The 17,411-nt window shown below is 58.0% G+C and carries 12 protein-coding genes and 6 pseudogenes; 3 read left to right on the top strand and 15 right to left on the bottom strand.

Annotated features, from left to right (window positions below):
- Window positions 1-13 precede the first annotated feature (13 nt).
- Window positions 14-1,210, top strand: a complete 1,197-nt coding sequence (locus EJ068_RS12415) for a hypothetical protein (RefSeq protein WP_189512611.1) — start codon at window positions 14-16, stop codon at window positions 1,208-1,210.
- 105 nt (window positions 1,211-1,315) lie between these two features.
- Here the strand turns inward: EJ068_RS12415 and EJ068_RS33230 are convergent.
- Window positions 1,316-1,866 (bottom strand): annotated as a pseudogene (locus EJ068_RS33230) (DDE-type integrase/transposase/recombinase); the annotation flags it as partial.
- Window positions 1,867-2,097: 231 nt separating this feature from the next.
- Here EJ068_RS33230 and EJ068_RS12420 point away from each other — a divergent pair.
- Window positions 2,098-3,751 (top strand): annotated as a pseudogene (locus EJ068_RS12420) (MFS transporter).
- Between the two features lie 17 nt (window positions 3,752-3,768).
- Here the strand turns inward: EJ068_RS12420 and EJ068_RS12425 are convergent.
- The 14 genes and pseudogenes from EJ068_RS12425 to EJ068_RS12485 form a co-directional block, all read right to left on the bottom strand.
- Window positions 3,769-4,002, bottom strand: coding sequence for a hypothetical protein (locus EJ068_RS12425; protein ID WP_129554544.1), 234 nt, complete (start codon window positions 4,000-4,002; stop codon window positions 3,769-3,771).
- A pseudogene (locus EJ068_RS12430) lies at window positions 3,989-4,229 on the bottom strand (transposase domain-containing protein); the annotation flags it as partial. The pseudogene EJ068_RS12430 and the gene EJ068_RS12425, both read right to left, overlap by 14 nt.
- Window positions 4,230-4,257: 28 nt before the next feature.
- A pseudogene (locus EJ068_RS33235) lies at window positions 4,258-4,826 on the bottom strand (helix-turn-helix domain-containing protein); the annotation flags it as partial.
- Window positions 4,751-5,131, bottom strand: a pseudogene (locus EJ068_RS12440) (ATP-binding cassette domain-containing protein); the annotation flags it as partial. The pseudogenes EJ068_RS12440 and EJ068_RS33235, both read right to left, overlap by 76 nt.
- A 31-nt stretch (window positions 5,132-5,162) precedes the next feature.
- Window positions 5,163-5,468, bottom strand: coding sequence for a transposase (locus EJ068_RS33830; protein WP_024505894.1), 306 nt, complete (start codon window positions 5,466-5,468; stop codon window positions 5,163-5,165).
- Window positions 5,445-5,943, bottom strand: a pseudogene (locus EJ068_RS33245) (DDE-type integrase/transposase/recombinase); the annotation flags it as partial. The pseudogene EJ068_RS33245 and the gene EJ068_RS33830, both read right to left, overlap by 24 nt.
- A 221-nt stretch (window positions 5,944-6,164) precedes the next feature.
- Entirely contained in the window at window positions 6,165-7,493 is a 1,329-nt protein-coding gene (locus EJ068_RS12450; protein WP_128244157.1) for an FAD-binding oxidoreductase, read from the bottom strand.
- Between the two features lie 273 nt (window positions 7,494-7,766).
- Window positions 7,767-8,897 (bottom strand): serine hydrolase, encoded by a 1,131-nt coding sequence (locus EJ068_RS12455; protein WP_024505677.1) that lies wholly within the window; start codon window positions 8,895-8,897, stop codon window positions 7,767-7,769.
- A gap of 117 nt (window positions 8,898-9,014) precedes the next feature.
- Complete coding sequence (locus EJ068_RS12460; RefSeq protein ID WP_129554545.1) at window positions 9,015-10,058, bottom strand: ABC transporter ATP-binding protein; 1,044 nt, start codon at window positions 10,056-10,058, stop codon at window positions 9,015-9,017.
- Window positions 10,055-11,074, bottom strand: a complete 1,020-nt coding sequence (locus tag EJ068_RS12465; RefSeq protein WP_129554546.1) for an ABC transporter ATP-binding protein — start codon at window positions 11,072-11,074, stop codon at window positions 10,055-10,057. The genes EJ068_RS12460 and EJ068_RS12465 overlap by 4 nt, the downstream gene beginning before the upstream one ends.
- Entirely contained in the window at window positions 11,071-11,964 is an 894-nt protein-coding gene (locus EJ068_RS12470; RefSeq protein ID WP_210212045.1) for an ABC transporter permease, read from the bottom strand. The genes EJ068_RS12465 and EJ068_RS12470 overlap by 4 nt, the downstream gene beginning before the upstream one ends.
- A 1-nt stretch (window position 11,965) precedes the next feature.
- Window positions 11,966-12,904: an ABC transporter permease gene (locus tag EJ068_RS12475; RefSeq protein ID WP_129554547.1), complete on the bottom strand. Its 939-nt coding sequence runs from the start codon at window positions 12,902-12,904 to the stop codon at window positions 11,966-11,968.
- 20 nt (window positions 12,905-12,924) lie between these two features.
- Entirely contained in the window at window positions 12,925-14,511 is a 1,587-nt protein-coding gene (locus EJ068_RS12480) for an ABC transporter substrate-binding protein (protein ID WP_129554548.1), read from the bottom strand.
- Window positions 14,512-15,215: 704 nt separating this feature from the next.
- Window positions 15,216-16,196, bottom strand: a complete 981-nt coding sequence (locus tag EJ068_RS12485; protein ID WP_245265426.1) for a GlxA family transcriptional regulator — start codon at window positions 16,194-16,196, stop codon at window positions 15,216-15,218.
- A gap of 173 nt (window positions 16,197-16,369) precedes the next feature.
- Here EJ068_RS12485 and EJ068_RS12490 point away from each other — a divergent pair, with 173 nt between their 5' ends.
- Window positions 16,370-17,401 carry a GlxA family transcriptional regulator gene (locus tag EJ068_RS12490; protein ID WP_129554549.1) on the top strand — a complete coding sequence of 344 codons (1,032 nt, stop codon included), beginning with the start codon at window positions 16,370-16,372 and terminating at the stop codon, window positions 17,399-17,401.
- Window positions 17,402-17,411: the final 10 nt, after the last annotated feature.

Consider the following 17,411-nt stretch of genomic DNA (forward strand, 5'->3'; position numbering starts at 1 on the left):
GGTAGTTTCAACGATGAACATCGGTGTTTTGAAGGAAATCAAAGAAGACGAGCGACGTGTCGCACTCCAGCCGATCCAGGCGCAAGCTCTTTCGCGCCTCGGTCACCACATTTATGTTGAAATCGGTGCCGGGGAAGGGGCCGGATTCTCGGACGCGGATTATCAGGTCTGCGGAGGGAAGCTTGCGATGAAAGATGAGGTCCTCGCCCGGGCGCGGCTCCTCCTCAAGGTTAAGGAACCGCTGCGCTCAGAATATTCTGACTATGCTCCGCATCACATCTTATTCACGTATCTGCATTTTGATGAGAACAACGTTGATCCTCGGGACGTCTCTGAACTCATCAGTAGAGGCTTTCTGGGAATCGCTTACGAGTGGGTGGGAAAAGCTAGCCGGTATCCATTGCTTGAGCCGATGAGCCAACTGACTGGCTATCTCTTCGCTCAGCGGGCGTTGGAGTTGTGCTCCAAGGAAAAAGGAGTGTTCTGCCCGCGAAATGAGAGCGGTCTTCCCGGAGGGCGGGCTCTGATCATCGGATGCGGCAATATCGGTCTGTCCGCATTCAAATACTTGTCGGACCTAGGGATTGCCTTGACCGTAGTTGTCACTCGAGGGCGTGAGGATTTCAATTGCAAAGCCAACGCGCGCTTCGAAACCGAAGGCGTCGACTACATCGGCGCAACCGACACCAACCTGATCGTCATGAATAACAAAGATCCTTCACGCACTCAGGACACGATTGCGGCGGCACTGTCGGACATGGACATCGTCCTCAACTGTGCGGTGCGTCGCTCCGATCTTCCGAAGCGAAAAATGGAGTACCTGATCGACCGCAGCATGGTTGGAGCCATGCAGAGAGGCAGCATACTGTGCGACTGTACAGCCTGTGATCGCGAATTGATCGAAACCTGTACTTCTTCTGCATCGCTCTACCACTCGTATCGCGAAGAAAATGTCGTGCATTACAACTGCGATCACATTCCATCAATGGTGGCCAACACCGCTACGCGGCTGCTCACAGCGCGAACTTTCCCTTACATCCGTTACATCGCCAGTCTCAAATCCGTGCAGACCATTACTGACGATGAAAGCCTGTGTGACGGAGTCTGTTGCTATGGTGGCCACCTGACCCATGCTCTGTCGGCAGAAAAAAAAGGCTTGCCATATCGGCCGCTGAGCGACGTTATTAAAACGATTTCACTTCCCATGTAGGCGCTGAGAATAGTCCAAATTGACGGGGGTAAAGTGCGCAACAGTTTACATGGTTCTGTCGCAAATCGTGCTTTTGGTCACAAGGGGACGCTTTCGCGCCGATGATCATGCTGCAAGGATTTCGAACTGCTCGGCGATCGAGGGGCGTGAATAGGCGAACCGCGCCTGCCGTTTGCGCATCATGTGAACTATCTCGACGCGGAAAGGACGGCATCGGCACCGGCCATCGACTTGAAGCCGAGCATTGACACAGCGCGGCGCTGATGTGCCGATGGTCTGCTCGGTCTCGATTGTTGAGGTACTTGCTGTTGCGGAGCGGATCGGCTTCAGCGCTCGTCGCGATGGATTTCGCAGACGGTAGTTCGGCGTCGCAGGAAATGATCGCCTCATGATTGGTCGGGCTACCGTCGATGAAGATGCGATCCGGTCTGCCGTGGCGCTCCAGGGCTTTCTGGAAGAAGCGGCACGATAGAGATACATCCGTTGGCCGCGTATCTTGATGCATGTCTCGTCCATGTGCCACTTGCCGGTGAGGGCGCGCTTGCGCCCGTTGAAGCGCTCCAGAAGCTGGGGCGAGAAGTGAACGACCAGCGGTGCACGGTCGAATGGTCGACGTTCAGGCCACGTTCGGCCATCATCTCCTTCAGATCGCGCAGGCTCGGTCGAAATGACGGCCTTTGAACATAGCAAGCGAGCTCCCCGAAAAAAGAGAGGCCTTCGTGCCAGATATGGGTTGCCATTCCGTTTTGCGACAGAACCCTCAGCTGTGGTTGCCATCAACAATTGAAGTCTTTGGACGCGACCGCACTCTCAATTTCAGCTTGTTTGTCACATTACTCCAGCAACCGTTACCGAAGTGAACGCTTAGTCGAAGGCAGTCAGACATCATGCAGCGCGAAGATCACCAGCTGCCTATTTCAGCAACGCTCGCTCCATTTCGGAACCCGGTGTTTCGCACGATCTGGACGGCCACACAAATATCCAGCCTGGGTTGGCTCGTGCAAACGGTTGCCGTCAGCTGGCTGATGGCAACTACTTCGGCTTCCGATCTGATGGTTGCGATTGTTCAGGCTGCCTCGACATTGCCGGTGTTCTTCCTCTCGATCCTTGCCGGAGCCATCGCCGACAATTTCAGCCGCGGTGGGTGATGTTTGCGGGCCACTGCCTCATAGCATCGGCATCGACGACGCTGATGATTTCTGTCGGGCTGGGGTTTGTCAGCCCCTGGTTCATACTCGGACTGAGTTTCCTGGCCGGCTGCGGCTTTGCGCTAACCGATCCGGCTTGGCATGCTTCCGTCGGCGATATCCTCGATAAGCGCGACATTCCCGCCGCGGTGACGCTTGTGTCGGTCGGGTACAACATCGTGCGCAGCATCGCACCGGCTTTGGCGGCGTGATCATGGCCTTCTTCGGACCTCTGGCCGCTTTCGCCTTGGCTGCGCTCAGTGATCTAATCCCTCTAAGCGCAATATGGCGCACCAAATGGCAAGTCCGCTCCTCTCCTCTCCCTCGCGAGAGGATGACGACGGCAATTCATGACGGCGTGCGCTTCACGGCGATGTCCTTGGAGATCAGGGCGGCGATCGCCCGAGCAGCTCTTTTCGGGGTGACCAGTATAGCGATCTTTGCGCTGCTCCCTCTCGTCGTCCGGGATCAGTTGAAGTGCGGCCCAATCGCCTATGGCGTCCTATTAGCCAGTTTCGGCATGGGTGCTTTCATCGCTGGCATGAGCAACAGCTACCTAAGGCGTATCACGTCTCAAAACAGGCTGGTGGCGTTCGCGTCCGTCGCTTGTGCAGCATGTTGCCTTTGCCTTGCAGTTACTTCTTCGATTGCCGCGGCGGCCATTTCGTTAGCGCTCGGTGGGGCGGGTTGGCTAGTCACTTGGACGGGCATTGACTTGTCGGTGCAGCTGGCAAGCCCTAGGTGGGTTGTTGGCCGCACGCTCTCGATCTACTACGCCTTGAGCGCCGGCGGTATGGCAGCCGGCAGCTGGATCTGGGGTTCTGTCGCGCAGAATTACTCGTTGACATGGGCTTTGGAGGGCGCCGCACTAGCCCTGTTGCTGGTGGCAGTTGCGGGAATAGTGTTGCCGGTGGGACCCCGGGAAGAAACGGATCAAGAGAGTTCCGGCTTCCATCCGCCGGAACTGGCACTCGATCTGAAACCGAGAAGTGGCCCTATCGTTGCCAAAACCGAGTATTCCATACCTGAGGAGAACATTGACGCCTTTCTGGGCTACATGCGGACCCGGCGTCATGTTCAGAGCCGTGCCGGTGCTCGAAACTGGACGCTTCAGCGAAACCTTCAAACGCCCTCGCTTTGGACGGAGACATTCCGCACGCCGACATGGATGGATTTTCTCCGCCTAAATCATCGGCTCACGTCGGCGGACAAGGAGGTCGGCGATCATCTTCTGGCCCTGCATGATGGAGATGTGCCTCCGCAGACAGTTCTTTCCATTCAGCGAACGACAGACGCAACGTACGCATCCGCTGAAGACCGCAGACGTGCGTATCCGGCGGCCATGAGGACCTGAGCACCGGAGTGCTGGGGTCAAGCTTTCGATGGGGAGACGCGATGATATTCTTCGAGGAGGAGTTTGAGCTCCTCGATGCCTTCATCGGTGAAGGCCAAGATCCCGTTGTCATCATTGGCGCCGTACACCCAGATGACGCCGTCCTCGGGCTCGGCAGCGAGGGGCAGTTCGTGGATGAGCGCTTCGCTGACGCCGAGTTCCCAGGCGATACGTTCGACGGTGTAGACGTGATGCACCTTATTGCGCTGCATGATCAGGCCGCAGCTGGTTGGGTCGCAGTTTTGCGGATCTCCAATTCCACGGCAACAAATCATCGATCCGATGTACCGGATAGGCGGGCAGTCGGGCGAGGACGTCGGCGAGCCAGGCCTGCGGGGATATCGTTCATCTTGGCGCTGACGATCAGGCTGTAGAGAACGGCAGCGCGCTGTCCGCCGCGATCGGAACCGCAGAACAGCCAGGACTTTCTTCCGAGAGCGAAAACTGATCCATTATGCACCCCCTCTTCAAATGGCGGAAAACAGCGATTCCTGGTTGTCGTAGTCGATGCGACGCGGAGTATTGCGCGCCAAATCGGCCTTGATCCGTTCGTCTTCGAGGTCGCTGGCGCGGATCTGGTAGGGCGCGCCGCGTTTGACCTGCTCGGCCGGCAAGAGGCCATCCCTGATGAACGGCGGATTTTCACGTGCGACACGCCGAGCTTCCCGGCCGCATCCGACATGGTGAGCCACCCGCCATTCTTGCCGGAAGATCGGTAGCCGCTGATCTTGTGCACCGTGCGCAAGCGACCGGACGCGGCCGGCGGTCCAGGTCTTTCCCTGGCCCGTCTGCATGCCCATGCGGTTGAGGGTGCGGCAATATCGGCGTCGGACCATCGCGTTGCCATGGTTCGCATGATCGCCAGGGCTTCTTCGGGCGTATGCTGCCCATGCTCGCCGGATTTGGGCTTGCGCACACGCACCTGCAAGTGCTGGGCTCCATGCCAGTAGATGGTCAGTATCACATCGCGCGCTTCGTCATCGACGTCCGCCACGACGTCCTTGATGAGCGCGCGCAGGAGTTGCTGACGGCATCGCGAGGCATGTCGATGTCGATCAATCGCGCCGCGCCGCCTTTGTCCTTGGGCAGGATCAGCGCCCGGTCGACTAGATAGATCGCTTCTTCCAGGTCATGGGTGACCATCACCATGGTGACGTTCTCCTCTCTCCAGATGCGCGCCAGTTCCTCCTGCATGCGATCTTGGTCATGGCGTCCAGCGCCCCCCAGCGGCTCGTCGAGCACAAGGATTTCGGGCTGGACGGTGAGTGCCCGGGCAATGCCGACGCGATGCGCCATGCCGCCGGAAAGCTGCCTCGGAAAAGCATCGGCGAATTCGGCAAGGCTGGGTTCGGGCAATCGGCGACGGGGCGTTCTACACCTGGCGATCGCTCACGTCGATCCGTGCGAAGATCGCCATCGCCCGATCGGCATCAAGCTCGCCGCCGGCCATCTGCTTGCGCCATGCATAGAGCTGTGACGGAGCTACGCCGAATGCTTCCGCGACCTCGGTCACCGATGACCCCGCCGCATCCGCCATGTCGACCAACGAGCGCTTCTCGGTGCAACTCCACAGCCTTCGTTGCCGCGCGCGCCCGGGCACCGCTGCAAGATCTTCGGCCGCCGCGGCGCCGCTTAACTCGGCGACGATATCGCCCCTTGCCTGCCGTTTGCGCATCATGTGAACCATCTCGAGACGCGGAAAGGACGGCATAGGCACCGGCCATCGACTTGAAGCCGAGCGTTGACCCAGCGCGGCGCTGATGTGCCGATGGTCTGCTCGGTCTCGATTGTTGAGGTACTTGCTGTTGCGGAGCGGATCGGCTTCAGCGCTCGTCGCGATCGATTCCGCAGACGGTAGTTCGGCGTCGCAGGAAATGATCGCCTCATGATTGGTCGGGCTACCGTCGATGAAGATGCGATCCGGTCTGCCGTGGCGCTCCAGGGCTTTCTGGAAGAAGCGGCACGATAGAGATACATCCGTTCGCCGCTTATCTTGATGCATGTCTCGTCCATGTGCCACTTGCCGGTGAGGGCGCGCTTGCGCCCGTTGAAGCGCTCCAGAAGCTAGGGCGAGAAGTGAACGACCAGCGGTGCACGGTCGAATGGTCGACGTTCAGGCCGCGTTCGGCCATCATCTCCTCCAGATCGCGCAGGCTCGGTCGAAATGACGGCCTTTGAAAGATCTTTTGCTCGGCAGTGTCGCTTCATCTTTTCGGCGCGACGCACAGAAGCGCCGGAAATGTCGTAGAACAAATTGCAACTTTGATCGTTCCCTCCTTGAGGCCTCCTCCGTATTGCGTCGTTAGAGTTCTGCTTCTGCAAGATGAAGCAGCCCGTTTCTGCGCGAGCACCTTCCCGATTTTATGTCTTCCCTTCAAACGCCCGTTAGCGGTCTCACACGCGTCCCATCGGTAAACCGAGAAAAACGAAAGTCCGTGGGATCAACGACGGGGGGAGTGCCTCTGACGAGATCAGCAGCCAAGCGCCCCGCGCCCGGAGCTATGCCGAAACCATGGCCAGAAAATCCTGTCGCGACTATGAGACCCGGGACAGCATCAACCTGTGAGATGACTGGGATTGCGTCAGGGGTCACATCAATCAACCCCGCCCATTGCTGAACAACCGTGGCTGAAGCAAAGACCGGAAACGCCTTCTTCAATCGCTCGAACGTTCTACGCAGACTTGCTTTATCTGGCGCTGGATCGAGGACGCGGGTCCTCTCATATGGCGAAATTCGGTCGGGCGGTGTATGGTGCGATTCCGAACATTCCTTTATGAATCGATCATCGACGCGCAACCTCAAGTTCTTAAAATCCGATCGCAAGGCTGGCCAGAAGTTGGCGAAGAATCTAAAACTGTCGGGGACAATCGAGACGACGCTGGCGTGTCCATTGGCAATAGTGTAGCCGCCGTCAATGCGTTTGCGCAACGCAAACTCGGTGCTCCAGAGCGCCGCTTCAGGGCCGCCCTCGACCGGAGATGTGCGCATCACACTTCCTAAGACTTTCAACTGAGGCAACGTTATATCGAGATCCTTGAGAAAGCGACGAGACCACGCACCCGCCGCTACTACGACAGTTGAGCAACAAATTCGGCCATGTTCGGTGATGACGGCAGACACACTGCCGGCGCTCAACTCCAATCCACGCACAGCACAATTAGTGAGCACCGAAGCTCCACTGCGGCGGGCAGCTAATGCGATCGCGGTCGTAGCCAGGTGCGGTTCGGCCCGCCCATCGGTTGCGCAAAAAAGCCCGGCTTTCCAGCGTTTGTCCGCTCCGGGTGTAAGTCGCTGAAGCTCTGAGCCAGAAACCATACGAGCGTCGATTTGATGCTGACGCGCCTCATCGAGCCATGCCTCATTTTGGGCAATGTTCTCATCGCTATCGGACGCGAATAGAATACCGGCTCGGCGGAATCCCGACTCAGACTCCAGATCTTCATTCATGCGTTCCCAGAGACGCAGACTTTCGATCATCAGAGGGAATTCTCGAGGGTCACGCTGACCCTGCCTTACCCAGCCCCAGTTGCGACTGGACTGCTCCCCTGCAATATTCCCTTTCTCGCATAACGCCACCTTAACGCCACGCTTCGCCAGAAAGAGCGCCGCACTCGCGCCAACGATCCCGCCACCGACAACAACTACGTCAACTTTCGACGGCAGCCGGTTTTCGCTTGGAAGCGGTTCGACAAACAGGCCCATCTCAATTACTCTCCCATCCTCGGTACCAACGCCTCCATGAATTTGACCAGCTCACAACATCGAAGCCTAATCGCCGAATCTTGCTCGACTGAGCCAAGTTGCCGGCGTACAGATACAGCCCTACCGATGTTCGTTTTTTGTGCATTGGGGCAAATCCGCCCAGTTTTGAACACACTCTCGGTTTTCCTACGTCCGCCGCTGAATCCCGCGAAGGTTATTCCGTTGGGCGTCGAACGTGAAACCTCCGCCCTTCAGTGCGAGATGCCGAGCAGCTCACAACTCTGCAGCAAGATCAGCCATCATTGCCGTGAGCTGGTCAGCGAAGTTGCAGTCCCAGGCGCTCCAGTTCTCGAGCACACTTAAGTAGACAACGGCAGTTCCGGTATCTGGATTCGCAACCATGTACTGACCGCCCCAACCGCCGTGGCCGAGCCAGGTGCCGTCGGTTACCATTTGGCGACTATAGCGAAGTGACTTCTGTCCGTAAGAAGGCCCAGGATTGTGACGGGTGTCTTCAATGAAGTCGGCATTGCCTACGCGGCGACCGTCAACACCCTCGCCTTTGCGGGCGAAGAGCAGACCATGGCGCGCCAGATCGCGAGCAGAGAGACAAGCACCGCCGTCGAGCAGCGGCACGCCCTCGCGATCGCAGGTAATGTGCAAGCATCCCTCAAGACCGGCTGCCTCGACGTTTTCGATCAACCACTCGCGCAGCGGCCGGCCGCTAGCACGCTCAATTACCCAGCCGATGATCTCACTGTTGGTCGACTTGTAGAGCGACTGTCCGGTGCGGTTCACAACATCGTCGCTGGTGATCCCACAGAGGAAGGAGCGGATTGTACCCTCCTTCTCGCCCTCCGGCGGCAGTCGCCAGCCCATGGCGCGTTCCATGGACCACCACTTCGTATTGGGATCGCTGAGGTCCTCGGTAAAGTCATTGACGACATTCATATCGGCTGTTGCCCTGACAGTCGCCTCCGCGTAGCCCGTGCCGATCTCCGGCAAGTAAGTGCCAATCCGCTCGTCGAGATCCACCAAGCCATCGGCGACTGCGCGGCCGAGCATAAGGTTCAGCGTGGTCTTCGTCACTGACTGAATGCTTTGCGTCCTATCGGGACCAAAGTCGGGGGCATAGGCCTCATATAGGACGTGGTTGCCCTTGACCACGACGAAGGCGGAGAAATGCTGCATCGCGAGGAAACGCGCGACCTCGGGCCGAGCCCCGATCGCCCAATCAAGCTGCTTTAACAATGGAAAGACCGATGGTGCGCGGAAGGAAAGACTGTAGCGGGCGAGCCTGTGGAGGTTGTGCCAGCCATGGCGGCGGTGGTCGGGCGAGGCCCAACGTGGCTTGTTGTCGCTACCAGTAAAGAGGTCGGGATTTGGGATTGACGCAAGCAACATTCAGTCGGCCTTTCAGTTGGTGTAAGTTCGCGGGAGGGCCTTGGAAGTGTACGAGTCACTTCGTCAGCGTTCTGGTTGCTATCTTCAGATCACCGATGGCAGAGACAAATGGGCGCGCTAGCGGAAGCGCGTTTTGCCTATAGAGAGCTTGGGACGTTCCGAGGTCGGGAGGATGTCCCCCGCAATCGGAAAATGACATCTGAAGCTGTGCTTCTTATCCTCTTGGCCCGCTGAAGGTTCGGGGAAGACGCGGCTGCAGATATCCTGCGCGTAACGACAACGGGTGTGGAACTCGCAGCCGGATGGCCGCCTCATGAGGCTCGGCACCTCACCTTTGAGCTCGATCCTGTTGAGCACCGCATCTGGGTCAGGCTCAGGATTGGCCGCAAGCAGCGCCTCGGTGTAGGGATGTCGCGGATGATCGAAAATACGCTCGGTCGCGCCGACCTCAATAAAGCGGCCGAGATACATGATCGCCATGCGATCGGTCATGTGGCGTACGACATTGAGATTGTGAGTGATGATCAGGATCGCCATGCCAAGTTCGGTTTGAAGCCTCGCGAGAAGATTGAGCACCTCGCCCTGCACCGAAACATCGAGGCCTGCGGTCGGCTCATCGGCAATAAGCAAGTCCGGACTTAGCGCAAGAGCACGCGCGATACCAACGCGCCTGGCCTGACCACCGGAAAGCTGATGGGGGTAGCGACGAGCAAATTCCGCCGACAAGCCGACCATTCGAAGCAGTCGCTCCGCTTCGCCTTCGGCATCGCGATCCTTTAGCCCATGGATGCGAAAGGGCTCTGTGAGAAGCGATCGCACTGTCAGCCTCGGCGAGAGTGAGCCGATAGGATCCTGGAACATCATCGCCATGCGCCGCAAATAGGGCTTGCGTTCTGCCGCGGTGAGTTTCTCAATTTCCTGTCCATCGAAGTAGATCCTGCCGCTCACAGCCCGCTGCAGGCCGATGATCGTGCGCGCGATAGTGGATTTGCCCGAGCCGCTTTCACCGACAAGGGCCAGCGTCTCGCCCTTGCGGATTTCAAGGGACACACCACATACCGCGTCAATGAAAGGGGCTCTCGTCCCGGTTGCGAGCGCCTTAAGCGGACCCATAGTGCGGAAACGTACCCGCAGGTCCTCAACCCGGAGCAGCGCGCTCATACCGAAACCAACAGTTCTTTGTCGAGGAGATGGCATCGGGCGACTTGGTCTACGCCGATGCGGTACTCGACCGGGTTCTCTTGCCCACAGCGATCGAACGCTTGCCGGCAACGTGTGCGAAAGATACATCCTACCTTGGTGCCCAGGAGACTGGGCACCTCGCCCGGAATGGTCGGCAAAGTGCGCGTGCTTTTTTTGATACGCCCGGGATCGCACTCAAGCAGCGCGCGCGTGTATGGGTGAGCAGGATTGTGGAAGATGTCCCGGACAGCTCCCTGCTCCACCACTTCCCCAGCATACATCACGGCGACCCGGTCGCACAGCTCAGCGACCGCGCCGAGATGATGGGAAACGAACAGCACAGAGCAACCGATCTCTTTTTGCAAATCCTTGAGCAAATGAATGATCTGCACTTCCAGTGTTGCATCGAGCGCAGTGGTTGGCTCGTCGGCGACGAGGAGCGTCGGTTTCACAAGAAGCGCCATGGCAATGCAAACGCGCTGACGCATGCCACCTGAGAAGTGGTGCGGATAGGCGCCGATAAGGCTTTGCGGATCGGGAATTCCGACCCGTTGAAGCATGTTGATGGCACGAGCGCGTTTCTCGCGCCGGCTTCCGTGTTCTTGGTGCTGGATATCGATCATCTGGCTCTCGATGGTCCGCACGGGATTGAGTGCGGTCATCGGGTCTTGGAAAACCATCGAAAGATGATCGCCAAGCAGTCCCCGACGCGCCTGAGCGGGCATTTTGAGCAGGTCTTTACCCTCGAACAGGATACTGCCGGATGTCACATCTGCATTCTCTGGGAGTAGGCCCATTACTGTATAAGCGAGTGTCGACTTTCCAGATCCACTTTCTCCGACGATGCCAACCACCTGTCCGGTTGGCACATCGAGCGACACACTGCGCAGGGCATGGACGCGCCCCCGCGGTGTGCCGAAATCGAGATTTAGATCACGGATCTCAAGAAGCGGGCGGCTTGACGAGAGCGGCGTTTTCGGATCTTCGCGTCTCATATGTCTTTCCGCAACTTCGGATCGAATATATCGCGCAACGCTTCGCCCAGAAACGTGAAACCAAGCGTCGCGAGGACGATCGGGATGCCGCTAGCTATCACCAGCCAAGGGGTCTGGTTGATGTAGCTATAACCGTCGTTGAGGATGGCTCCCCAATCGGGCGTCGGTGGCCGCACGCCCATGCCGAGAAAGCTGAGACCCGCCTCTACGGCGATAACGGCCGGCACGTCCATACTCACCAAAATGAGGAGCGGGCCGAGGACATTGGGCAGTACGTGCACGAAGAGAATGCGCGTTGTGCCGGCCCCCATGCTGCGCGCTGCCGCAATATGTTCACTGTTACGCAGCGCTTCTGCCTGGGTCCGCACTACACGCGCGTAAATGGGCATGGACGTTATCGCGATGACGAAGATGACACTCGCTAAGCTTGGTCCCAGAAGGGCGATCATCGCTAACGCGAAAATGATACTAGGGAAGGAACGTATCGTATCAAAGCAAAGCAGAAGCAAATTGTCGAGCCATCGGGGCCCAAACCCTGCGATGAGACCAAGGACCAAGCCCACCGCCAGTGAACTGCCCAGTGAGGCGAAGGCAACGAGGAGCGGGATGCGGCCGCCCATAATTACGCGGGAGAATGTATCACGGCCCAGTTGATCTGTGCCCAGCAGAAAATCGAGTGAAGGGCCCCCAAGACGCGGCCCAACCATGATTCTGATCGGATCATGCGTGATCATAAGCGGAGCGAAGATCACAGTTGCTGCGATAAATATGACAAGCACTGCTCCGAGCATGCCAAGTCGGTTTTTTCGAAACTGCCGCAAAAAGGTGCGAGAGCTTTCGGCAGCCATTGCATCGTTGGTTTCGGGAAGAATGCTTTCAACAATCGCCATGTCAGAGCTTTTCCCGGGTTCGCGGATCGAGGAACGCGTTGACTACATCCGAGAGCGTCGTAGCGGAAACAATAAGGAACGTGCTGACCAGCACGACGCCCATCACAATCGGGTAGTTGCGCGTATTGACCGCGTTCACAATCAAAGCCCCGATGCCAGGTCTCGCGAAAACCACCTCGATGAAAACAGCCGACGAAAGAAGCCACGCTATCCCTACCCCGAGTATGGTCACGGTCGGCAGGATCGCGAGAGGCAGCGCGTAGCGCGCGACGATGCGCCATTCCGAAATTCCGAAAGAGCGAGCCATGCGCACATGGTTTTCCCCGAGAACCTCAAGCATGGATGCGCGTACCAGCCGGGAAATGTAGCCGACCCAGCCTATTCCGATGGCGAAGCCCGGAAGGATGAGATGGATGAGTCCATTCCATAAGCCGCTACCGGCTCCGATCGCCGGCAACCAGCGCAGCGTTACCGAAAAAATCAACATCGCGTAAACCGCCATCACGAAGGAAGGAATGGCGATCGTGGCGACCGTCACGACGCCGGTCACCTGGTCGAACAGGGAGTTGCGCCGCAGGGCCGAGTAGCAACCGAGCGGGACGGCTATCGCAACCGCCCATGAGATCGAGACTAGGATCAGTTGGATCGTATAAGGCAGTTGCTCGAAGACAATGTCGGCAACAGGCCTCTGGCTGAATACGTCGAAGCCGAGATCGCCATGAAGCAGCCCGCCGAAGAAGGTAGCGATCTGCACGACAAGCGGCTTGTCGAGCCCCATCTGCTGATGCAACAGCGCCTTCATCTCGGGCGTCGCCCGCGGGCCGAGTAGAACCGCGGCAGGATCGCCGGGCACCGCTCGGATCATCAAGAACAATAGCGTCACCGCGATCGCAATGATTGCGATCGCCAGGACCAGCCTCCGACAGAGATAAAACCACATACCTACGCCCGACCCGCAACTCAAGCCGAAACTGGTTTGAAATTGATGTATAGCGGGTTCCCATCAGGGGTGGTTGCAGCCTGCATTTGTGTGATGCGGAACATGACTGGATTGGCCCCATGGGTCAGGAACCGGTAGGCGCCGGAGTCTTCCATGAGATCCTGCATCTCATAGTAAAGCTTCGCCCGCTCGTTGGGGTCGCTGATGGTGACCGCCTTACCGCTAAGCTCGTCAAAACGCACGCTTCGGAAGCGCTCCCAATTCCACACACCTACTTGACTTTGCACAAACCAGGACGCCGGGTAATACGGGTCTGGTAAACTGTAGAAACCATTGACTATGAGTTGTACGTCCTTCCACCGCGCACCTTCCGATTCCATGCCGAGTGTCCAGAACGAGCCAGAATCCTGCGCATTGACCTCAACCGTGATACCGATCTGCGACAGTTGCGCTTGTACCGTTTGGGCTATGGTCGACTGAGTGCTATTGTTTAAATAGTCGATTGTCAGTGTAAGGTCACTGATACCCGCCTTTTCCAGGAACGCCTTGGCCTTGGCGAGGTCCCCTTCCGGTGGGACGAGGGCCTTGTCGCGGTTCCCAACGATACCTGGAGGAACGACGCCTGTCGCGACCGCCGCCTGTCCTGCGTACGCGGCTTCTAGAATCTGTGGCACATTGATTGCCCATTGGATTGCTTTGCGGACATTAATGTCCTTCAGCTTAGGGTGATCCATGTTCATGCCGATCCAGGCGTAGTAGAGCGAAGTATGATCTTCGATCTCGGTGTCGGCGGGCGGATTGTTTTTGAACGTCGCAAGTGAATCCAGACTGACACGCGTGAAATCGATGTCACCAGCCTGATAGGCTCGTTCCGCCGACTTGTCGTCATCAATCGGAATGATTCGGATTTCGTCAAATCCGGGCTTTGCGCCTGACCAATCCGGATTGCGGGTCAGAAGCAGATACTGGTTCGGCTTCCAGTCGGCGAGCACATAGGGACCGGAGAAAGCCGGCGGCTTCATGCCGAAATCACCGCCGTCCTTCGTTGCTTTCATCACGGCTTCTTCGGATACGATGGCACCAACTCCAAAGGGCAGCGCGGTGTACCAGAGCGGCACAAAGGGGGATTTGAGCACGATCACGCCAGTATAGTCATCCTCGATCTCAACATGGTCAAAGGAACCCCAATCAGTCTTGACCGGTGAATCGTGCTTGATCACGCGCTCGAAAGAGAACTTGACATCCTTAGTGGTCAGCTCACCGTAGCCGCCGGTGAATTTGATGCCTTTTTTCAACGTGAAGCGGATATGCGTGGGATCGACCTGCTCAATCTTTTCAGCCGCTTCTAGTTCCCAGCCCCATTCAGAGCCCGGCTTGTAACATGTGAGCTTTGAATAAATGCAGTTCGCCACGTTCACGTCGCCTGGACCCGTGTAGAAAGCCGGATCTAGCTTGCTGATATCACCAGGGTAACGCACCTTGAGCACTTTGCCCTCGGCCGCCCAGATGGCTTGCGACAAAGACATCCCGCCGATAACTCCGCCGCCGAGGGCCGCGCCGGTCTTGAGAAAGGCCCTTCGGCTCACATTGGCTGTGGTATCATTCATGATCTGTTCCTCCCTTTCCTTTGAGCGGTTTCCCTTTGCAGCGGGGCCGCTTTCCCCTTGGTTGATCCGGCACGTCGGCGCGAGCCGCACTTTCGACACGGACCGCCATCTGCTCTCTCGCCGCCGAGCAGGCAGGCACCGAAAACAAGGAATATCGCACCAGCGGATCATTAACTAACGAATATAATTACGGTCTAACATCGGCTTTCTCGATGATGCACCTTCACAGACGAGACCAGGATCCAGAGGAACGATCGTGCGATGTAAACTAATCGTGAAGAATCCAACGCGATCCGGGAATTGCTAGCTCGCCAGAGCGGGTTTGCCCGGGCAACACCTGTCCTGCGAAACCGCTGTCTGCTAGATGTGGCGTGGGCTGAGCGATCCGGCGCTCTCAGGCTCGTTTGCCGACGCGCATCAGCCGTGCCGGGCTGCCCGCCTCAGCCAGGATTTCCGCCACCGCAATGGATATGATCGAGCAAGCGAATCTGGTGCGGACGGGACATATCAGGCTCAACCGAGCTGGTCGAGCCGCAATCGCCTGCATAAAAGGCCATCAATCTCGATCTCAATGCGGTGATCCTTGATGTGTCAGACGATGCGCGTCGCGAGGTTTTGTCGACGACTATCCCTTAGGCTCATACCCCTTGTCACAAGCAAGTCCCGATCTGTGACGCCTTCGATGCTATCCCAATCGGCGATGCCTAGCAGATGTCCTGGGATAACGCCGATACGCCATTCCCGGACCGGAAATCTTGAGGCGTCTTGTGGTAGTAACTGCGAAATACCCGGCTAAGGTGCGACCCATCACAGAAGCCGCACTCCACTGCGATAATGGAAATCGACTTGGGCGTTCTCTGCAAAAGATGACGTGCATGATCGAGCCGTATTTGCGTGTAGATCGCCTGTGGAGAGGTACGGAGTTCTGACCGGAAGCGGCGCTCGATCAGCCGTCTGCTGAGCTTGAGCTTGCCGGCGAGGCGAGCGATGGTCAGGGGGACCTCCAGGTGGTGTTGCATCAGCAGCACAGCCCGTTTCAGGACTTCGTCACGAACGACAACCTCAAGGCGTCCGGTCGGTTGCGCCGTCTCACCCTTGGCCGCCTCGTTGAACATCATAATTCGCAAGCTTTTGGCGGCCAGGGCTTTGCCGAGATGCCTCTCGACGAGAAAGGCGGCGAGATGCGCGGCGCTCGCGCCGCCCGAACAGGTCAGCCGGTCTCGATCAACGACGTAGATTTGGTCGGAAACGGCCTGTAGGCCATCAAAAAGTCGCAGGAAATCTGAGTTGTGGAACCAGCTAACGCAACACTTGTAACCGTTCATCAGGCCGGCGCGGCGCAAAACGAATGAGCCCGTACACAGCCCTACGAGTGGTATGCCTGCCTCGGCAGCGTGTCGAAGATGGTCGTCGAAGCGCGTGTCGACCAGGAGGGTTTCTTCTTCGAGAACCCCGCCGACAACCACCAGGTAGTCGAAGCGGCGAAGGTCTCCAATCCTTTCATGGGGTGAGATTGCAACGCCGCAGCTGGACAGGATCGGCGACATGTCGGGTGAAATGATGCGCCACTGGCAGCGGATTGGGCGGCTCCGGTCTCCGTCGTCTGCAGCCAAGCGTAGCACATCGACGAAGTTGGCAAATGCGCCGAGGGTAAACCGATGGAGCAGGAGGAACCCGACAGACAAGGGGGCAGAGTCCCGTGCAAGCCTTGATGCCTGATTCGTGGGTGAACCGGGGCCTTGTCGCAACTCTACTGTCATGCCGACGCAAACGTCCTTTCGCTGATGTTCCCAATCGCTCAAATAGGGCGCGAGCCGGTTATGCCGTGTCGCTGATAGAACATGGCGGAGAGTCTGACATGGTCCACCACTGGTCCCGCGATGCTTGGGCGTCCGTTCGCGCCAATGAGCCAGTTACCGTCGCCGTTTACTTGGCGCACGGGTTCGAACTGCTCGCTCTGTCGTCTGCTCTGGACGTCTTTCGCCTCGCCAACAAAGCGGCCGCACGGGAAGCCTTTCGATGGCGTACGGTTTCCCACTGGGGCGAAGCCGTGCGGGCCAGTTGCGGTATTGTTGTCGCGGCTGACGCCGACCTGGCCCAAGAACGCAGATATCTGCAGCAGCTTGAACGACCCGCACTGGCACTGGTCTGCGGGGATGAGCCTGATGAAGGTCGTGAAACCAAAGTGCTGAGCGCATGGCTGCGCGAATGCAGGCAGCGCAGGATCGCCATAGGCGGGTTTGGAAGCGGTGTCGCTGCTTTGGCGAAAGCTGGTATGCTTAATGACCGCAAATGCGCCATCCATTGGGAGGAATTGCCGGCCTTCAAGGAGCGGTTCATGCGCGTAGAGGCGGCGGCGACCGTCTATGAGGTCGACAATGATATCTGGACCTGTGCTGGCGGCACGGCAGCCTTCGATATGTTGGTCGAGCTTGTAAAACTGAATTGCGGTGAGCCTGTCGCAGTCAATGTTGGGGAGCTTGCTGTGGCTGGGCGTGTCCGAACTGGCGATGAACGTCAGCGACTGCCGCTGCTGCGTCAGCATGGCAGGATCAACCCCACGGTCGTGAAACTCATCGAATTGATGCAGAGAAACTTGGCTACCCCGCTTACCATGGCTGACCTCGCGGCGGCTGCGGGGCTGTCGCGGCGCCAGGTTGAACGTCTGTTCCGCAATGACCTCGGTCGCTCGCCCTGCCGCTACTTTCGGGAATTGCGGTTGGAACACGCGAAGCTCCTGCTTGCCCAGTCGTCGATGCCGGTTTTGGAAATTGCGGTGTCTTGCGGTTTCGTGTCTGCCTCCCATTTTTCGAGGTGTTTCCGCGAGACGCATCAGATAGCGCCTCATGAAGCGCGCAATCTTTCGGCCGGAAGGTATCTCGGTGTATAAACGCCACGAC

This window comes from Mesorhizobium sp. M2A.F.Ca.ET.043.02.1.1 (assembly GCF_003952405.1).
Lineage (GTDB): Bacteria > Pseudomonadota > Alphaproteobacteria > Rhizobiales > Rhizobiaceae > Mesorhizobium.